The organism is Paenibacillus sp. BR1-192, assembly GCF_029542445.1.
GTDB lineage: Bacteria > Bacillota > Bacilli > Paenibacillales > Paenibacillaceae > Paenibacillus_AQ > Paenibacillus_AQ lautus_A.
Window position 1 is genome coordinate 3,195,257 of sequence record NZ_CP120718.1, and the last position, 15,890, is coordinate 3,211,146.

The 15,890-nt window shown below is 50.3% G+C and carries 14 protein-coding genes; 9 read left to right on the forward strand and 5 right to left on the reverse strand.

From position 1 onward, the window contains the following. Positions 1 to 191 precede the first annotated feature (191 nt). Both nhaC and aac(2')-IIb read left to right on the forward strand, forming a co-directional pair. On the forward strand, positions 192 to 1,568 hold the full coding sequence (gene nhaC / locus P0X86_RS14315) for a Na+/H+ antiporter NhaC (RefSeq protein ID WP_277748759.1): 1,377 nt from the start codon (positions 192 to 194) through the stop codon (positions 1,566 to 1,568). 171 nt (positions 1,569 to 1,739) lie between these two features. Then, a complete protein-coding gene (aac(2')-IIb, locus tag P0X86_RS14320; RefSeq protein ID WP_096775562.1) occupies positions 1,740 to 2,468 on the forward strand; it encodes a kasugamycin N-acetyltransferase AAC(2')-IIb in 729 nt (242 codons plus the stop codon). Between the two features lie 68 nt (positions 2,469 to 2,536). On the opposite strand, the gene P0X86_RS14325 is transcribed toward aac(2')-IIb, so the two are convergent. The 3 genes from P0X86_RS14325 to P0X86_RS14335 all read right to left on the reverse strand — a co-directional run bounded on the left by P0X86_RS14325 (position 2,537) and on the right by P0X86_RS14335 (position 4,701). Next, on the reverse strand, positions 2,537 to 2,746 hold the full coding sequence (locus P0X86_RS14325) for a hypothetical protein (protein ID WP_009592958.1): 210 nt from the start codon (positions 2,744 to 2,746) through the stop codon (positions 2,537 to 2,539). 100 nt (positions 2,747 to 2,846) lie between these two features. Beyond that, entirely contained in the window at positions 2,847 to 3,695 is an 849-nt protein-coding gene (locus P0X86_RS14330; protein ID WP_277748760.1) for a serine/threonine-protein kinase, read from the reverse strand. Positions 3,696 to 3,828: 133 nt separating this feature from the next. Next, a complete protein-coding gene (locus P0X86_RS14335) occupies positions 3,829 to 4,701 on the reverse strand; it encodes an AraC family transcriptional regulator (protein ID WP_277748761.1) in 873 nt (290 codons plus the stop codon). Between the two features lie 146 nt (positions 4,702 to 4,847). On the opposite strand from P0X86_RS14335, the gene P0X86_RS14340 reads away from it, so the two are divergent. After that, complete coding sequence (locus tag P0X86_RS14340) at positions 4,848 to 6,416, forward strand: HEAT repeat domain-containing protein (RefSeq protein WP_277748762.1); 1,569 nt, start codon at positions 4,848 to 4,850, stop codon at positions 6,414 to 6,416. 204 nt (positions 6,417 to 6,620) lie between these two features. Beyond that, positions 6,621 to 8,705 carry a DUF5054 domain-containing protein gene (locus tag P0X86_RS14345; RefSeq protein ID WP_277748763.1) on the forward strand — a complete coding sequence of 695 codons (2,085 nt, stop codon included), beginning with the start codon at positions 6,621 to 6,623 and terminating at the stop codon, positions 8,703 to 8,705. An 84-nt stretch (positions 8,706 to 8,789) separates the two neighbouring features. Here P0X86_RS14345 and P0X86_RS14350 read toward each other — a convergent pair whose 3' ends face one another. Then, positions 8,790 to 10,253: a 4-hydroxyphenylacetate 3-hydroxylase family protein gene (locus tag P0X86_RS14350; RefSeq protein ID WP_277748764.1), complete on the reverse strand. Its 1,464-nt coding sequence runs from the start codon at positions 10,251 to 10,253 to the stop codon at positions 8,790 to 8,792. 197 nt (positions 10,254 to 10,450) lie between these two features. Further along, a complete protein-coding gene (locus tag P0X86_RS14355) occupies positions 10,451 to 11,236 on the reverse strand; it encodes a M15 family metallopeptidase (RefSeq protein ID WP_277748765.1) in 786 nt (261 codons plus the stop codon). Between the two features lie 178 nt (positions 11,237 to 11,414). Here P0X86_RS14355 and P0X86_RS14360 point away from each other — a divergent pair, with 178 nt between their 5' ends. The 5 genes from P0X86_RS14360 (at position 11,415) to P0X86_RS14380 (ending at position 15,890) form a co-directional block, all read left to right on the forward strand. After that, the gene (locus P0X86_RS14360) at positions 11,415 to 11,978 is read left to right on the forward strand and encodes an SMI1/KNR4 family protein (RefSeq protein WP_213578245.1); all 564 of its coding nucleotides are present in this window, start codon (positions 11,415 to 11,417) and stop codon (positions 11,976 to 11,978) included. Positions 11,979 to 12,014: 36 nt separating this feature from the next. Next, positions 12,015 to 12,989: a phosphotransferase enzyme family protein gene (locus tag P0X86_RS14365; protein WP_277748766.1), complete on the forward strand. Its 975-nt coding sequence runs from the start codon at positions 12,015 to 12,017 to the stop codon at positions 12,987 to 12,989. Positions 12,990 to 13,111: 122 nt separating this feature from the next. Further along, positions 13,112 to 13,708: a hypothetical protein gene (locus tag P0X86_RS14370; protein ID WP_277748767.1), complete on the forward strand. Its 597-nt coding sequence runs from the start codon at positions 13,112 to 13,114 to the stop codon at positions 13,706 to 13,708. Between the two features lie 32 nt (positions 13,709 to 13,740). Continuing rightward, a complete protein-coding gene (locus P0X86_RS14375; RefSeq protein ID WP_277748768.1) occupies positions 13,741 to 14,502 on the forward strand; it encodes a class I SAM-dependent methyltransferase in 762 nt (253 codons plus the stop codon). Between the two features lie 167 nt (positions 14,503 to 14,669). After that, the gene (locus tag P0X86_RS14380; protein ID WP_192572140.1) at positions 14,670 to 15,890 is read left to right on the forward strand and encodes an amidohydrolase; all 1,221 of its coding nucleotides are present in this window, start codon (positions 14,670 to 14,672) and stop codon (positions 15,888 to 15,890) included.

The following is a 15,890-nucleotide window of genomic DNA, read 5'->3' on the forward strand; positions in this document are numbered from 1 at the left end:
GTCTTTTTTTTGGTGATTGTTCATGATTCCTACATTGACGGCGTCCGTCCTTATCGTTTATAGTGTTACTCTGCGCTTCAATGCAAAGAAGCCAAAAAGCCGAAAAGCATAAAAGCAAAAAAGTCAAACATTCATCATCAATGGACGGGAGGTTTCTCCCGCCACGACAATGGATAAGGAGTCTTAGCATCATGGAACGACATCTCAGTTTCTCAAAAAGCATCATTCTTATCGCGTTTATTCTGGCGCTGCTGTTTGTCTCCATCTTTTTGCTGAAAGCAGAACCGCATCTTCCGCTCTTGGCAACCACCGTCGGTACGGCGGCCTTGCTGCGTTTGTTCGGGTTTTCCTGGAAGCAGCTCGAATCCGCCATCATTCAAGGAATTCAAACGGCGATTATGCCGATTCTCATTCTTTCGCTCATCGGCATTTTGATTGCGGTATGGATGATGAGCGGCACGGTACCGACCATTTTATACTATGGCATGGATTATATCGAACCGCATTATTTTGCCGTGAGCGCATTATATGTGACCATCGTGGTCTCGATGTTCACCGGAAGCTCCTTCACGACAGTCAGTACGGTTGGGGTTGCCTTTATGGGAATCGCGGTAACGACAGGAATTTCTCCGACGCTGGCTGCCGGAGCGGTGATCTGCGGCGCTTGCTTCGGTGATAAAATGTCGCCGCTCTCCGACACCACGAACTTTGCTCCCGCGGTCGCCGGCATATCCTTATTCACCCATATCGGCAATATGATTTACACGACAGTGCCGGCCCTTGTGGTGACAACGGTCTTTTTCCTGCTTGCGCCCACAAGTAACGCGCTGGATTTGTCCTCGATTAATCTAATCAAGGCGGCGCTTCATGACGGATTCCATATTCATTGGCTGACGTTGATGTCGCCGCTTGCCGTTATCGCCTGTTCCGTCAAGCGCATGCCGATCCTGCCGACGCTCATCGCAGGCATTGTAACCGGACTGATCGTGACGGCCTTCGTTCAGCAGCAGGCAGCCGTCGATGTCTGGTTCAGCGTGATGCAGAGCGGCTACAAGAGCACGGTTGCCAACGAAACCGTTGCTTCCATTGTCAACCGCGGCGGATTGCAATCCATGATGTGGTCCGTATCGCTGATCTTGATTGCATTATCCTTGGGAGGGCTGCTTCAGCATTGCGGCGTCATCGAAGCCTTCTTCCGTAAAGTCATGCAGCCGCTGAAGCGCAGCAGCAGCGTGGTCGTGATGACGGGTGCATCTTCCATCGCGGTTAACGGCATGACGGGCGAGCAGTATTTATCGATCCTTTTGCCCGGTCAAATGTTCAAGGAGGAATATACTCGCCGAAACATACCGGCCAAGACGCTGTCACGCACATTGGAGGATTGTGGAACGCTGGTTAACCCTTTAATTCCATGGGGCGTCAGCGGTGCTTTTTTTGCCACGACCCTTGGAGTACCGGTCATCGAGTACGCACCTTATGCAACTTTCCTTTGGCTGAGCCCGCTTTTCACGTTTGCGTACGCTTTGATACCGCGATTGCAGCGGAACTCCCTTGGCAGGAAGGCATGATCCTAGATAGGCACGATCCCATGTTGGCCTTGTTTCCCTGATACAAAGGGAGACAGGGTCTTTTTATTTATCGTTTATATTCATTTGTGCCCAACCCGTTGTTCGAAAAATCTGCTACGATGGAGATGGATGAGGCGAAACTATGGTTGAAATTCTTATGGGGGTGAAAGCATGAACCAGCGGATAGGACATGAGCCAACCGCTAAGGATTTGATGGAGATGCACGCACGGGTTATGTTTACGCATGACCTGGATAGTCGGATGCGAACCATTAACGAGCCTTGGCCGGGAGAGGAGCCGGCTCCCCGATTTTTCTTGGGTCGAACGATCGACGGTTCAGCCGTTTGCCGGCTTCGTTATGATATTCAGGACAAACTTGCCGAGCAACTGACGGCGCTGGTTGAAAATGAACCGTCTCTTAACGAAGATTTTCAAACGAGACCCAAGCACTTCGATGACTACATGAATCTGCTGGCTGCTGATCAATATACGAGCGGACCTTGTTATCGGATTCTTGACATCACAACGTCATCGCCGAACATGCAGGCGGTATCGATCACCGGAGACAATATAACCGAGTATTCGCTCGCCGGTTTGGAATGGCTGAACGCGGAAATCGACTACGCCCAGCCTTGTGTCGCGATCATTCAAGATCAGAGGGTGGTGTCGGTCTGCCGGAGTGTTCGCGTTTCTGCGGAAGCGCACGAAGCCGGACTGGAGACGTTAGCCGAATTTCGAGGGAGAGGTTATGCGGCCGCCGTTGCTGCCGGTTGGGCAATCGAGGTGCGGAAAATGGGAGCATTGCCCCTGTACAGTACCTCATGGGATAATGCTTCTTCCCAGAGAGTGGCCGGTAAATTGGCATTGTCCTATTACGGCGTCAACTTCACGATTCGGTGAAACGATAAAAAAATCCCTCAACATGCAACCACGTTGAAGGAGGTAGTGTGCTATATGATGTTGAATGATTAGCTTGAGCTGCCTCTTCTGTTTTTATAATAGCCATGACCTTGGTTGCCGTGCCTGCGTTTGTAATCGGAAGACGATCCTTTGCGGCGAGAATACCCGTGACTGCTGCTGTATTTTCTTCCGTAATTCTTCGCGGAACTGCTGTAACGCTTGCGGCCATGACTGTGGGACGTCGAGTGGAGAAATTTGTTCATGATTTTTCGTAACATGTGGAATTTCCTCCTTTCTTGTTCGGAATCATTCCATATCATTTAATCGGATCGTAACATAAATGAAACCCCGGAATCAAATAAAACGCTGCCCATCTTATCAGAGGGGCGGTTTTTTTGCGTTCGCGAGCGTCTGGAGCTCGTTCATGAACTGCAAGGAACCGGAGTAAGGACTGCTCAGCTGCAGCAAGCGTTTGATCATCTCCCGCACTTCTTCCGAAAGTTGCAGTTCTTCCTGCCAGCTTCGTTCCGCGACTGCGCTCGGATCGTCGTCCGGATCATAGGCAGAATAGAGCATGAACAACATAAAGTGACCGATGTCGCGGAGATCCTCGCTTTCTTTGGACTCTTTATATTGAACAGAGGAGCTCGAGCCGCGTGGGAACTTCTTTCGGACAGGCTGCCGAAGAGGTGGAGGTTCACCGATCCTTCGTGCCAGCCCAAAATCGATGAGATGGATACGGCCATCCTTAAACAGCACGTTGGGAATCCGCAGGTCGAGATGAACATAGCCTTGCTCGTGCAGGTAACGGACAAGCTCCAGTAGCTGAAGGGCGATGTGGAGACATTCGACTTCCCCGTATTTCATGCCATGTTCAAATATTAAATCCTCCAGGGTATCCCCGTCCATATAAGACATGACCAGATACGAATGGCGGCTGTCCGTGAAAAAATCCAGATATGCCGGAATTTGCGGATGCTGAAGGGAGCTTATTATCGCTGCTTCCCGATTCAGCAATTCTTTGGCGTAATCGCCTTTGCTTGGCCGTGACTGTTTGACGGCTACTACATGACCGCTCTGTTGATCCCGACATTGATAGATGATGCCGTAACTTCCTTCGCCAATCATTTCTTGGACGGTGTAGCGACTCCCCAGCACCGTATTATCTTCAGCGGGGTAATCCCGCCATGCATTGATAAAGGAGCCAAGGTTTGATAAAAAGCGCATTCGATTCCAACCTCTCCTTATTGGATCCTTCGCCTAATCCTGAGCGTGTGCAGTATGGCTATTCCTGATTATCGTACATTATAAGCGATGATACGCATCGAGGTATACATCGGATTGGAGCGAAGTTCTTCAGTCAGTCGGCTTCCATCTGATGTTTCCGATACTCCAACGGCGATAGTCCGTTAAACTGACGGAACAGCTTCGAAAAATAATGGATGGATGAGAAGCCGAACTTCTCGGCGATCTCGGTGATGCTGATGTCCGTATTGCGCAGATCCTCCTTAGCCCGATGGATGCGAAACTGGTTAATATACTGCGTCGGCGGCAGCCCCGTCGATCGCTTGAACAATTCGAAGAAATAACCTCTGCTGATCCGGAGCTCTTCATAATATGTTTCCAATGGCTGCAGCTTACCGTGAAGGATATCCTGGTCCAATCTCTGCAGCAGCTTGTTCATTCTATGATCGGGTATCGCGTCGTCCTGCAAGGCGAAGGCAAGGAAGAATTCCATGAATTGCAGGAAATGGCTCTGCGTCTTCACGCTGCGCATATAGGTATGCTCATTCTCATACTGGTTCCCGGTGTAAAATTTTTCAAACCAGTCGCTCCATAGGCTGACTTTCTCCACTCTCATGAACTCGGGTATGGCGTAAGGAAAAGCAGGACCTACATAGGAAGGATTCAGTTGGGCCATGTCATAACAGATTACGCTGGGGTGATTGGCCAAATGCCTGCGGTCCACATGGGCCCAGTCGAAATAACAGCACACATGGACCATGGGATCCCGGCTGTCCGCTATCCAATCATGCGGCTGACCTGCCGGTATGTACACTAGAGAACCCGGGTCGGTGATGTGCGTGCGCCCGCAGGTACGAACGATGCCTCGACCCTCGGTAATGAGATAAAGGGATGACGAATAACAGTGGCGGTTGTTATTGCTTTGACCTTTGGAAAAGGGATATCTGGTGGCATATAGCACATAGGGATGGAAGACGGCAAAATCCACGTATTCATTTCCACATCCTTCAAGAAAAGATTCAATCGATATTTGCATGACGATTGTACAAAAGCCTGACGTTTATGTAAATACAGGGATCGCGGCCATTGCTATACTAACACTAAATTCATTTCATGCTTGAGGAGGGAATTGAGATGTTGGACAGTCAATGGCTGTTGACGGATGAACAAATTAGCCAGTTTATCATGAAGGGGTATGTGGTGCTTCATAACGAATTGCCGGATCGGCTGCATGCTGAAGTCAGGGACAAAATCAACGCCGTACTGCGCGAGGAAGGAAATCCCGGCAATAACATCCTGCCCCGTGTGCCCGAGATTCAGCAGTTCTTCGAAACGCCGGTCGTTAAAGGAGCTTTAACGAGCGTGCTCGGACCGGACTATTACATGCATCCGCATCGGCATTGCCATTACAATCAGCCGGGCGATCCGCTGCCGGGGGGCGGGCAGTGGCATAAAGACGGTTACTGGTCCAGCATGCGCAGCCACCGACCTTGGTGGGCGATGATTTTTTATTACATGCAGGATATCACCGAAGATATGGGACCTACCGCCATCATGCCAGGTACCGCATACTACGATAAGTTTGTAGGCGATCAAGGCGAAACGATACTCCCGACCGGCAAAGCAGGAACGATGGTCTTGGTGCATTTTGATTTGTGGCACAAAGCTTCGCTTAACGTGTCTGGCATGGATCGGTACATGTTGAAGTTTCAATTCGTTCGATTGCGTGCGCCGGAATCGCCGAGCTGGAATCATCTAGGGACCGAAATGCACCTAACGGGGGGAACCCCTTACGTTCACTTGAATCTTTGGAGGGATGTATGGAACTGGATGCGCGGCGAACCGGGTCAGGAGAACCTCTCCTCGGCAACGAGAGACGAAGCCGCAATCGAGCCATTGGCCGAAGAATTAAAATCCGAGGACGAGGTTATTCGCGCCAAGGCGGCGGATCAAGTTGGAATGTTAGGAGAGAAGGCCGCTTCCTTGGCTGCAGAACTGGGCCGAATGTTGAATGACAAGGAGCCGGTAGCTTTGAATGCCGGTTATGCGCTTGGCCGGCTGGGATCCGCAGGAACCGATGAATTGCTGCGCCTTATGTCCGAAGGTACAAGGCAAATCGCGGAAAGAGCGGCTTACGGACTGCAGAGTGCCGGCGCTGAAGCCGTACCAGGACTGCTAGCGCTGCTCGAACATACGGACGAGAAGCGCAGAGCGCTTGCGGCTTTTGCGTTAGGGGCCATTGTGCCTTCGACGCGTGAGGTTGCGGCTGCATTGATCGCATGCTTACAGGATCCAAGCGATTGGGTTCGTCGAAACGCAATCGAAGCGCTGGGCATGATGGGGAGGGAACCTGAGGCAGGCGAAGTGTGCCGGGCCTTGGCCAACATATTGGAAGAATCGATACTGCAAGAGGGGGACGGAACCGCGGAAACCCGGAATAACGACATCACGCAGCAAAGTTATATCCTGAACAAACTCGGATATACGGCAGCCTTGTCATTGCTTCGAACGGCCTCGCCAGAGGATGTTCCCATCGTCATCTATTCGCTTGAGCAAGGGCTTCACAGCAAGGATCGGTATGTCAGGGCGTATGCCTTCGAAACGCTTACCCATCTGCGGACACCCGAAGCGATGGATGTCCTGATTCGATATTACCGACCAGCCAGATGGTGTCCGGACACAACGAAGGCGAGCACGTTCTGATATCCGTGTTTTCCTTTCAAGCCCTTCTCATTCCAAGCCGAAATGAGAGGGCTTTTCGGCATGCCCGCGTTCCGGCACGATTCACGGCAGGTGTCCTTTTTGTGCAAAAGCATGACCCTTTCATGCAAAGACTTGCTCGAAGCGCTCTAGTAAAATGGGGCTCAAAGTTCGGCACTAGCCGACTGTTGAAGGAGGCGGTCATGCATGTCAGCATCAATCAAAAGAGTTCATGTCGTATTCAAGACCCATCTGGACATCGGGTTTACCGATTTGGGAAAGAACGTAATCAAGCAATATATGGAACATTTCATCCCCCAAGCCTTGGAGCTGTCCGAACAGCTGGCGAATGAAGAGGGGGACGTCAATTTCGTATGGACGACCGGCTCATGGTTAATCCATGAATATCTGCAAACGGCTTCTCCTGACATGCGGGCGCGCATGGAAAAAGCCATTGGGGAGGGACGCATGGTCTGGCACGGGCTGCCGTTTACAACGCATACCGAGATCATGGATGCCGGTTTATTCGAATTCGGGCTGTCCATTTCGGGCGATTTGGACCGAAAGTACGGAAAAACCACGATTGCCGCAAAAATGACGGACGTACCGGGCCATACCCTAGCCATGGTGCCTCTGCTGGCAAAACACGGCATACAATATTTACATTTAGGCGTTAACATGGTCTCCAAAAATCCCAAGGTGCCGGAGATGTTTGTATGGCGTGCTTCCGACGGCTCGGAGATTATCGTACATTATGCGGATAGTTATGGTAAGCCCTATCAGATGAAAGGGCTGGAGGATGCCTTGTATTTTGCCCATACCCACGATAATCATGGTCCATCCACGATGGAGGAGATCCGGGCATTATTCGAACAGCTGCGACGGGAATACCCGGGGGCGGACATCATGGCCTCGACATTGGATGCTTTTGCCGCGCGGCTTCAAGCGGTGAAAGACCGATTGCCTGTCGTCAGCGAAGAGATCGGGGACTCGTGGATACACGGGATTGCCTCGGATCCTTGGAAAATCGCCCGCTACCGTGAATTGTTAAGGCTTCGGGATCGCTGGATCGAGGATGGCCGATTGGATAGGGACAGTGAGGCGTACGCTCGATTTTGCAACCGTCTGATGTTGATTCCCGAGCATACTTGGGGGCTGAACAATTCCGTGTATCTCGTCGATTTCGTGAATTATTCCTCGGCTGATCTAGCCGCAGCAAGAGCACGGGATATTGTTGAAGACAATTCACGGAGGAAATTCGATTACCTATGCCAGCAGGCAAACGGCACCAGATCGTACAGCCATTACGAGAGTTCCTGGCAGGAGCAGCGGGATTATCTTGAAGAAGCTCTTCAATCGCTGCCTACGACGCTAGCGGCTGAAGCGAGAACCGAGCTGAATCGGATGAGTCCGCAGCATACCGTCCTTAACTCGGAGCCGGTGCAGCATAAACAGCCGATCGAAACGAACGAGCTTTACGAATTAGGCCAGTTTCAGGTGAGTTTCGCTGCCGACGGTTCGATTAACCGATTGATGGATCAATCCGGAAAGGCATGGGCGGGAGAGCATCAGAGACTTGGCACTTATATGTATGAAACCTTCGGCCAAGAAAACTACAACCGTTTCTTCAAAGAATACATGACGAATCTGGATATACATCATGGCTGGGCGGACAACGATTTCGGCAAGCCGGGAATCGAGTATGTCAAACCGAGGCCGGAGCATCAGCGGTATACCGCGTCCTTGCGAACACTGCACCTGGAGAGGCATGCCGATTATGATATCGTGACCGCAGAAATGAAGCTGCCGGAGGTTCTCAGCAATCAGTACGGGGCTCCACGCCAAATTAACGTATTCTATTCGTTCCATGCGAATGAGCCCGTCATTGAGGTATGCCTAAGCTGGATGGGCAAACCGGCATGCCGTCTACCGGAAGCAAGCTGGTTATCGTTTGTGCCGCTTGTGGATAATCCTCACGCATGGTCGATGGATAAGCTGGGAATGCGGATATCTCCGTTATCCGTCGTCAAGGACGGCAACCGGAACATGCATGGCATCAATTCGGGCTTATATTATGAGGGGGCGGACGGAACGGCGGTCATTGAATCCTTGGACGCGCCGCTTGTGTGCCCGGGGGAACCGAGGCTGCTGCAATTCGACAACTCCTATGCTCCGTTGACCGGCGGATTTCATTTCAACCTGCACAACAACGTATGGGGGACAAACTTTATGATGTGGTTCGAAGACGACATGAGGTATCGGTTCCGCTTGAGCCTGCATTCCCATTCGTAAGCTCATTGTGTTTGTAATGAAACGGAAAGATGTGAGTTATGGGCTCGCATCTTTTTTTCTTGCCTAATCATCCAAACCGTCAAATCATGATGAAGTATCGTTCTTGGCGATAAAATCCTGAATCCTGTTCCGCAGCTGCTCATGCTGTTCAAACTGGTTATACATGCGATAGGCTACCGTCTGCGCATTTCCGAAGAAGAAGCGTTCAAACTGGGTTTGACGGCCCCCGAAAGAGCCTGCGCCAAGCTCCCAGGCAAGGCGGAACAAGGCGATTCGATCCCGCGCCTCCGTGGTCGAGCCTTTTAAATATTGGTTCAGGTAAGGACCTGAATCCGACTGGAAGTCCATTTCGGAAGGGATCATAATCAGGCCGCTGGAACCCAGCAGCTGTATCATCTCCACCATCTCGGGATAAAGTTGGGGGAATAACATGCTGGATGCGGTAAGCGGGCCCGCCGATGGAACGAAATAACCGAATTTATCCCGGCTGGCGCCCAGTTCGGAAGCCAATCTCAGGGCTTTGAAGGTCTCGAGATATGCAATGATTTTTGAAACGTTCGCGATCATTTGGGGCTCAAGCCCAACGTTTTGCTCGTCTGCCAAGCTCTCCAGCAAACCAAGCATAAATTCGGTTTTGGCGATATAACGGGTGGCCATTTGATGGGCAATATGGGTGTGAAAGCGACTCTCGCCGAATAAACGTCCGGCATAGGCCTCGTCCCCATAATAAAAGATCCGGTCATGCGGGACCAATACGTGGTCAAAGATGACGAGAACGTCCATCTCTTCGTATCTGGCGCTCAAGGGATAATCATAGGAAGAAGCGGCACCATAGCTCTCACGGCATATAAACGTCATTCCGGGCAAATCGTTCGGTACCGCAAAGGCGAATGCGGTTGGATTGACATTATGGAACAACGTGGGCGAAGGCGACGGGAATACCAGCATTTCCTCGCACGTGGCTCCCTGCGTTGCCATCATGAAAGCTCCGGTTATGATCATGCCTTGATCGTTGATCTCAACCACCTTGGCGGCAATCGTGTCCTCTGCAGCATCTTGCTGTCCGGACATTTTACAAGCATGGGGCTGAATGAAGGCATGGGATAACGTAATATCATGATCTCGACAGTACCGGTAATAGGCCCTGAGGTTTTCCGCGTACTTCGGATTGTGTTCCTCCAGTATATCGGCAGCCGTGTACAGCGACATGATCGCCGTGTTCATATAATCGGGAGAGCGGCCTAAAAAGCCGTTGTGCCTCTTGGCCCAAAGTTCCATCATCAATCTGCGTTTCTGCAAATCCTCGGCATTCCTCGGCGGGAGAAAAGACAGGCCCACCCGTTCTCCGGTATCGGGCGAGGGGTACGTCATCTGCTCGATATAACACGCTTCGCCTTGCATATCGTAAAGCTCCGCTTGGGTCTGAATGATACCCTGGAATGCAGGGTGCTTGGATAAAGGTCCCTGGATAAGCTCCCCTTTATACCGAAGGTTGATGTTTTGCCGATCGATCCGTTCGATGTACTGCTTCCCTGATTTGATAGGCACATTGTTCACCCCGTTTGCGAAAATCGTAAGCTCTAACTAACCTGTCTACTGCTGTTAATGTACGTGCTTCGTCCAAGCGGAGTACATTGTCCGCAGGAAACGCTGCAAAATATGCGGATGTACCTCAGAAGGCGCGACCGGAAGACTTCATACGAAAAAAACGGACCCGTTTGGGCCCGCTTTTATAAAATTTGCGATTACCGGGCTTGACCCAGATACTGCTCCAGCGTCAGTTGTTGTCTCGTAATTTCTCCGGCAATGTAGACGCCCACATAGCGTACATGCCAAGGCTCGTAAGAGTATCCGGTTAATTTCTCCTGACCTTTTCCATAACGAATGATAAATCCGTACTTCGGTGCATTGGCCTTCAGCCATTTGCCTTCCTTCGTATTTCCGAAGCTTTGCTCCAGGGCATAGCCTACGGAAGCACTGGAAATATCCATGCTAAGTCCGGTCTGATGCTCGCTTTGCCCCGGGCGTGCGCTTGTTTGGTTAGCGACAGCCTCGCCCTTGATACTGGCGTTACGCGCGAATATGGCTTTTTGGGTTGCATAGGAACGATAACCTGATACGGCTTTGAGGTCGATCCCGTCCCGTTTGGCAGCAGCGAACAGCTTTTCGAGCGCAGACGCCGCTATTTTTTTCATCTGCTTTTTGGGGCTTGGTCCCGAGAAGCTGAACGGAATTTGGGGTACGACCAAATCTTGCGGTACATAATTCGATGGTAGATTTCGTTGTTTGTTGACGAGCACAACCGTGCTGGACAGATTGGTGACCGTATTTATCCCGTTAACCGACCTCAGCGTCCATTTAGGGGCGTTGTTATCCAAAAACTTCGAAAATGATAGGCTGGCAGAAGATGCTGCGGCCGCTTCCGCCTTATCCAAGCCGGAACCGTTCGGGAACCCGGATAAAGCCAAACTTGTTACGACTGAACCGATGATGACGGATGGCAGGATTGTTTTGATAAAAGTATTGCGCATGTGTAGTCCCTCCTCGTTAGCTGTCTATTGAGTATATAAGAGAGTTATATCGATAGAATCTCCGGATTGTTTCTGAATTGTAAACAAAATAGAATAGATTGAATCTTATCATAACCCGAAAATAGATTATAGTAATATATGAAAAAGGGACGATTTTCTACATAAGGAGACTTTATACATGGAAATACGCGATTATATCAAACGAGGGTTTGAGGCCTATTACGCTAAATACGGCGAAATTTCGGAGGATGGGTTCTGCAGGTGGATGCGGCCGGACGTTCCCGCGGAGATGAAGACCGTTGATACCGATGAGGAATGGTCCATATGGAAATTGGTCCCTTCCATTGTGAGCGAAGATCAGATTGGGGAGATGGAAGCAGCGTATGGATTGAATTTTCCCGAGTGGTATAAAGCATTCATCTCCACGTACCATCATTACTTTGACGTCATACCTGAACAGCCGGTAGACGAGCCGCTGGAGAACGTCAGGAACATGTACAATCCCTTGTTGTGCCGGCTGGGATATCTCCCTTTCACTTGGGATTCCGAATACGGCAAGATCTGGTGTATCGATGTAAGTGGAGAGGCCGGCGAGGGAATCGGAGCCATCTATGAGATCGAACATGAAATATTGTTTGATCTGGATGAAGAACACACGGATCGGGACGAACTTAAAGAGTCGCTAGTATTTTTGTACCCGGATTTCAAAGCGTATTTTGACGATACGTTCCTGGAGGGCTGACGGGTTCCATTTCAGAAGTATAAGGAGAAGTTTCAAATGCGAAATGAACAGCTGCAGGAAATTTTGAATGAATACGACATCCGGGAACCGGAAATTGCCTTTATTCGGCATAATGAAAATCGAACGTATAAGGTAGTAGGCCATGACGGAAGCACATATCTGATGCGCATTCATCAACCGCTAAAAGAAGGCATGGCTGGTCAGCAGCATACCTACGATGGTCTGCTGGGCGAACTGCATATGCTGGAGCACTTGTCAGGCTGGGATCATCTGCTTGTCCAGAGGCCTATGCGTAATCGGAAAGGTGAATTGATCACGATTTTCGAACACGAGGGGAAGCATTGGAACAGCTCCGTGCTTACCTGGCTGGAAGGAAGAGACTTGCAGAAGGATGACGTAAGCGACCCGGTACTGGTCGAGAAGCTGGGGACTCGCATTGCAGAGCTACACAAATTTTATGGCTCATACGAGCAGGAGGGCTTGGACAAGCGTCCGAGTCAGGGGATAGACTACAATCTATATATGATTGAAGTTATAAAGCAAGGATTGGCGAAAGATTTGTTTACTTCCTCCAATGTTTCCATTATTGAAGAAACGATATCGTTGGTTAACGCGCGCCTTGTGGACAGTGGTAACGTTGAGGCCTGGGGGTTTATCCACGGTGATTTAAGCTTGGGGAATATCATCATGACCTCAGATGGAGAACTGAGTTTTATCGATTTTGGTTTTTTCGGACCAGGGTACCATTACACGGATGTTGCCATGGGTGCCATGATGGTTCCTTCACAGCTTCGGGATACATTCCTGAAAGGGTATTATGGCAATGATCATACGGGACAACATAAGCTCGTTTTATTAGAAGGTTTCATGCTGCTTGCCATTATCGGCTACTATGTCTTTCAGTTGGAGAATGAATCCGTGCATGCATGGATGCGTGAACGAATGCCGAAGCTATGCGCCGATTTTTGCACGCCTTATTTGTCGGGTGCACGGATATTTTATTCCGTATAGTTCGATGTCGAATCACACTTTTATCCGTGAAAGATAATTATAAGCATTCAATCCCTTGGAAAGCACGCTGATCGGGTGATACCATATGAGATATCAACGATATGATTAGAGGTGAACACCGTATGGCGGAAAGCGAACTTCAACAACAACAAGAGGCTCTCCAGGAGGAAGCTTCTGAGGTAGCAGATGAACTTCGACTTTACGAGTTGTTAAGTCAAGCAGGCGAACCGGTGCGTGTCGGCAGCTCAGCCCTCGGATTGATGGTATGGAGAGACCTGGACATGACGGTAAAATGTTCCCGGCTGAATCAACCATTAACTGCACACATCGCATCGGAGCTCATGCTGCAAGCCGGTGTACGGGAGCTGAAGTTCATCAACGATACCGGTGATTATAATACGAATCCCGCGTATCCCGATGGATTGTACATCGGACTAAAATATAAATCACAGCGCGGTAACGAATGGGCCTTGGACATTTGGTTCGTGGATGAACCGGAGAGACAACCTGACTTGAAACATATCATAACGATGCCTGGACGGCTGACTCAAGAACGCCGGGAAGCTATTTTGAGAATCAAAAATCGTTGGGCAAGCCTTGCTGAATATGGAAAAAGTGTACGAAGCTTCGATATTTATACAGCGGTTCTCGAAGACAACGTAAGCACGCCGGAACAGTTTGAAGCCTGGCTGGATCAAAGGTCCGAGAATACAAGCTGAAAGCCCATGATTCAATAATAGGAGATCTGCATATGGAGATTATCAAGCATAACCAAGACCAATGGGAGCTTAAAGTCAAACAGAAAAATCAGTGGACTGTTCCTGTAAGCAGCGAAGAAATCCAGAAAGCCAGAATGGGCGATTGGTCTATTATCGTCACTTCAACCAAGCCTGTGCCCAAAGAATGGTTTCCGGAACTAAACGGAAATAATGTGCTCTGCCTAGCTTCTGGAGGAGGGCAGCAGGGACCCGTATTGGCAGCTGCGGGAGCAAATGTAACCGTGCTGGATTTCTCCGAATCTCAATTGGAGCAGGATCGCTTTGTTGCTGAACGGGACGGATTGTCCATTCGGACGGTTCTCGGTTCGATGACGGATTTAAGCATGTTTGAATCGGAGAGCTTTGATTTGTTGGTTCATCCGGTATCTAACCTTTACGTGCCTGATATCCAGCCGGTCTGGCAGGAGGCATATCGCGTGTTGAAGCCTGGCGGCATAATGATTAGCGGCTTTATGAACCCGGTCTTTTATTTATTCGACTGGGAACTGGAAGAACAGGGCACGCTTCGGGTGAAGCACACCCTTCCCTATTCTGAACTGGATTATGCGACGGAAGAAGAGATTGTGAGAAGCGGGGTAGCATTGGAATTCGGACATACGCTGGAACAGCAAATGGGAGGTCAGATTCAATCCGGATTTATGATTGCCGGGTTATACGAGGATTCCTTCGGAGGCGAGAAATTGCTGGACCGCTATGCAAACAGTTTTATTGCGACAAGAGCCATAAAGCTTTAACCTCATGGCTACTTCCATGTCTTCACCAGAAGAGTCATCCTCAACGGGTGGCTTTTCTTTTATATGTATATGTAAAACTTAAGTGAATCCTATTTTTTTAATATTATCCATATAGATGTTCCTATGATAGCATAATCGTATATCTGGCAAGGAAAGGAACGATGGATATGAGTACCGCATTTTGGTTAACGAATGCTCGTTTAGAGAGCGGCTATGAAGTTCAAGAAGGCGTTATTACGGGAACAAAAACGGAGATTTGCCACGTATTCATAGAGGACGGGAACATTGCGAAGATCGTGTCATCCGATAAGACCATCACGGATTCATGGCCGCAACACGACGTGAAGGGTGTATTGCTTCTGCCGTCCTTTACCGAAAAGCACTGCCATTTGGATAAAACGCTGCTAGGTGACCGGTGGCGATCCGTAACGCCGGTCTCCAGCATTTTCGAGCGTTTGGATATCGAGAAAGCAACGCTTCCGGCCCTGGATACCCGGACGCAGGACCGTGCGGAACGCCTGCTTCAGATGTACCTGGAGTCCGGGGTGACGCATGTACGAACGCATGTCGATATTTATCCGGAAGCGGGTTTGGCTAACTTCGAAGCGGTTCAACAAGCATTACGTGCATTTGAAGGAAAGTTATCCTACGAGATCGTAGCTTTTCCTCAGCATGGTTTGCTGCGCTCGAAGTCAAAGGAATGGGTGAGACAAGCACTTCGCGGCGGAGCAGGCTTGGTAGGCGGGGTTGACCCGGCGACGGTGGATGGTGATATCGAAGCCTCCCTACAGGAAATGGTGGAGCTTGCCGTGGAGGCGAATGCGGGAATTGACCTGCATTTGCACGATGCCCATCATCTGGGAACCTTCACCATGAAGCGGTTGGCACAGCTGACCATCGAGGCGGGCCTGCAGGGCAAAGTGGCGATCAGCCATGCATTCGGACTCGGCGATATCCCGACGCCGCAAGCCATCGAAATGGGGGAAATGCTGGCTGATGCAGGGGTTGCCATTATTTCGAGCGTGCCGATCGGTCGCAACATGCCGCCGGTCGGTTTGCTGCATGAGTGCGGCGTAGAGGTAGCCGTCGGATGCGATAACATTTTTGACGTGTGGTCGCCTTTCGGAAACGGGGACGTGCTGGAACGCGCGGGCCGGCTGGCTGAGGTGTCCCGATGGGTGGATGAACGCTCTTTGGCACGTACGCTTCAATATATCACCGGCGGCATGACGCCGCTTGGTCCGGATGGCGAGCAGATATGGCCGCAGGTCGGGGACGCCGCCAGCATCGTGTTTGTCGAAGCTTCTTGTTCCGCCGAAGCCATTGCCAGAAGATCGAAGCGCGTGGCGACGATGTTTAAGGGCAGCATCGTCTCCGGTTCGCTTTAG

Coding starts and splice junctions, on each gene's coding strand:
- P0X86_RS14330 (WP_277748760.1), bottom strand. CDS start 3,695: ATGCGCTTTTTATCAAACCTTGGCTCCTTTATCAATGCATGGCGGGAT.
- P0X86_RS14355 (WP_277748765.1), bottom strand. CDS start 11,236: ATGCGCAATACTTTTATCAAAACAATCCTGCCATCCGTCATCATCGGT.
- nhaC (WP_277748759.1), top strand. CDS start 192: ATGGAACGACATCTCAGTTTCTCAAAAAGCATCATTCTTATCGCGTTT.
- P0X86_RS14365 (WP_277748766.1), top strand. CDS start 12,015: ATGCGAAATGAACAGCTGCAGGAAATTTTGAATGAATACGACATCCGG.
- P0X86_RS14375 (WP_277748768.1), top strand. CDS start 13,741: ATGGAGATTATCAAGCATAACCAAGACCAATGGGAGCTTAAAGTCAAA.
- P0X86_RS14370 (WP_277748767.1), top strand. CDS start 13,112: ATGGCGGAAAGCGAACTTCAACAACAACAAGAGGCTCTCCAGGAGGAA.
- P0X86_RS14340 (WP_277748762.1), top strand. CDS start 4,848: ATGTTGGACAGTCAATGGCTGTTGACGGATGAACAAATTAGCCAGTTT.
- P0X86_RS14325 (WP_009592958.1), bottom strand. CDS start 2,746: ATGTTACGAAAAATCATGAACAAATTTCTCCACTCGACGTCCCACAGT.
- P0X86_RS14345 (WP_277748763.1), top strand. CDS start 6,621: ATGTCAGCATCAATCAAAAGAGTTCATGTCGTATTCAAGACCCATCTG.
- P0X86_RS14360 (WP_213578245.1), top strand. CDS start 11,415: ATGGAAATACGCGATTATATCAAACGAGGGTTTGAGGCCTATTACGCT.
- P0X86_RS14380 (WP_192572140.1), top strand. CDS start 14,670: ATGAGTACCGCATTTTGGTTAACGAATGCTCGTTTAGAGAGCGGCTAT.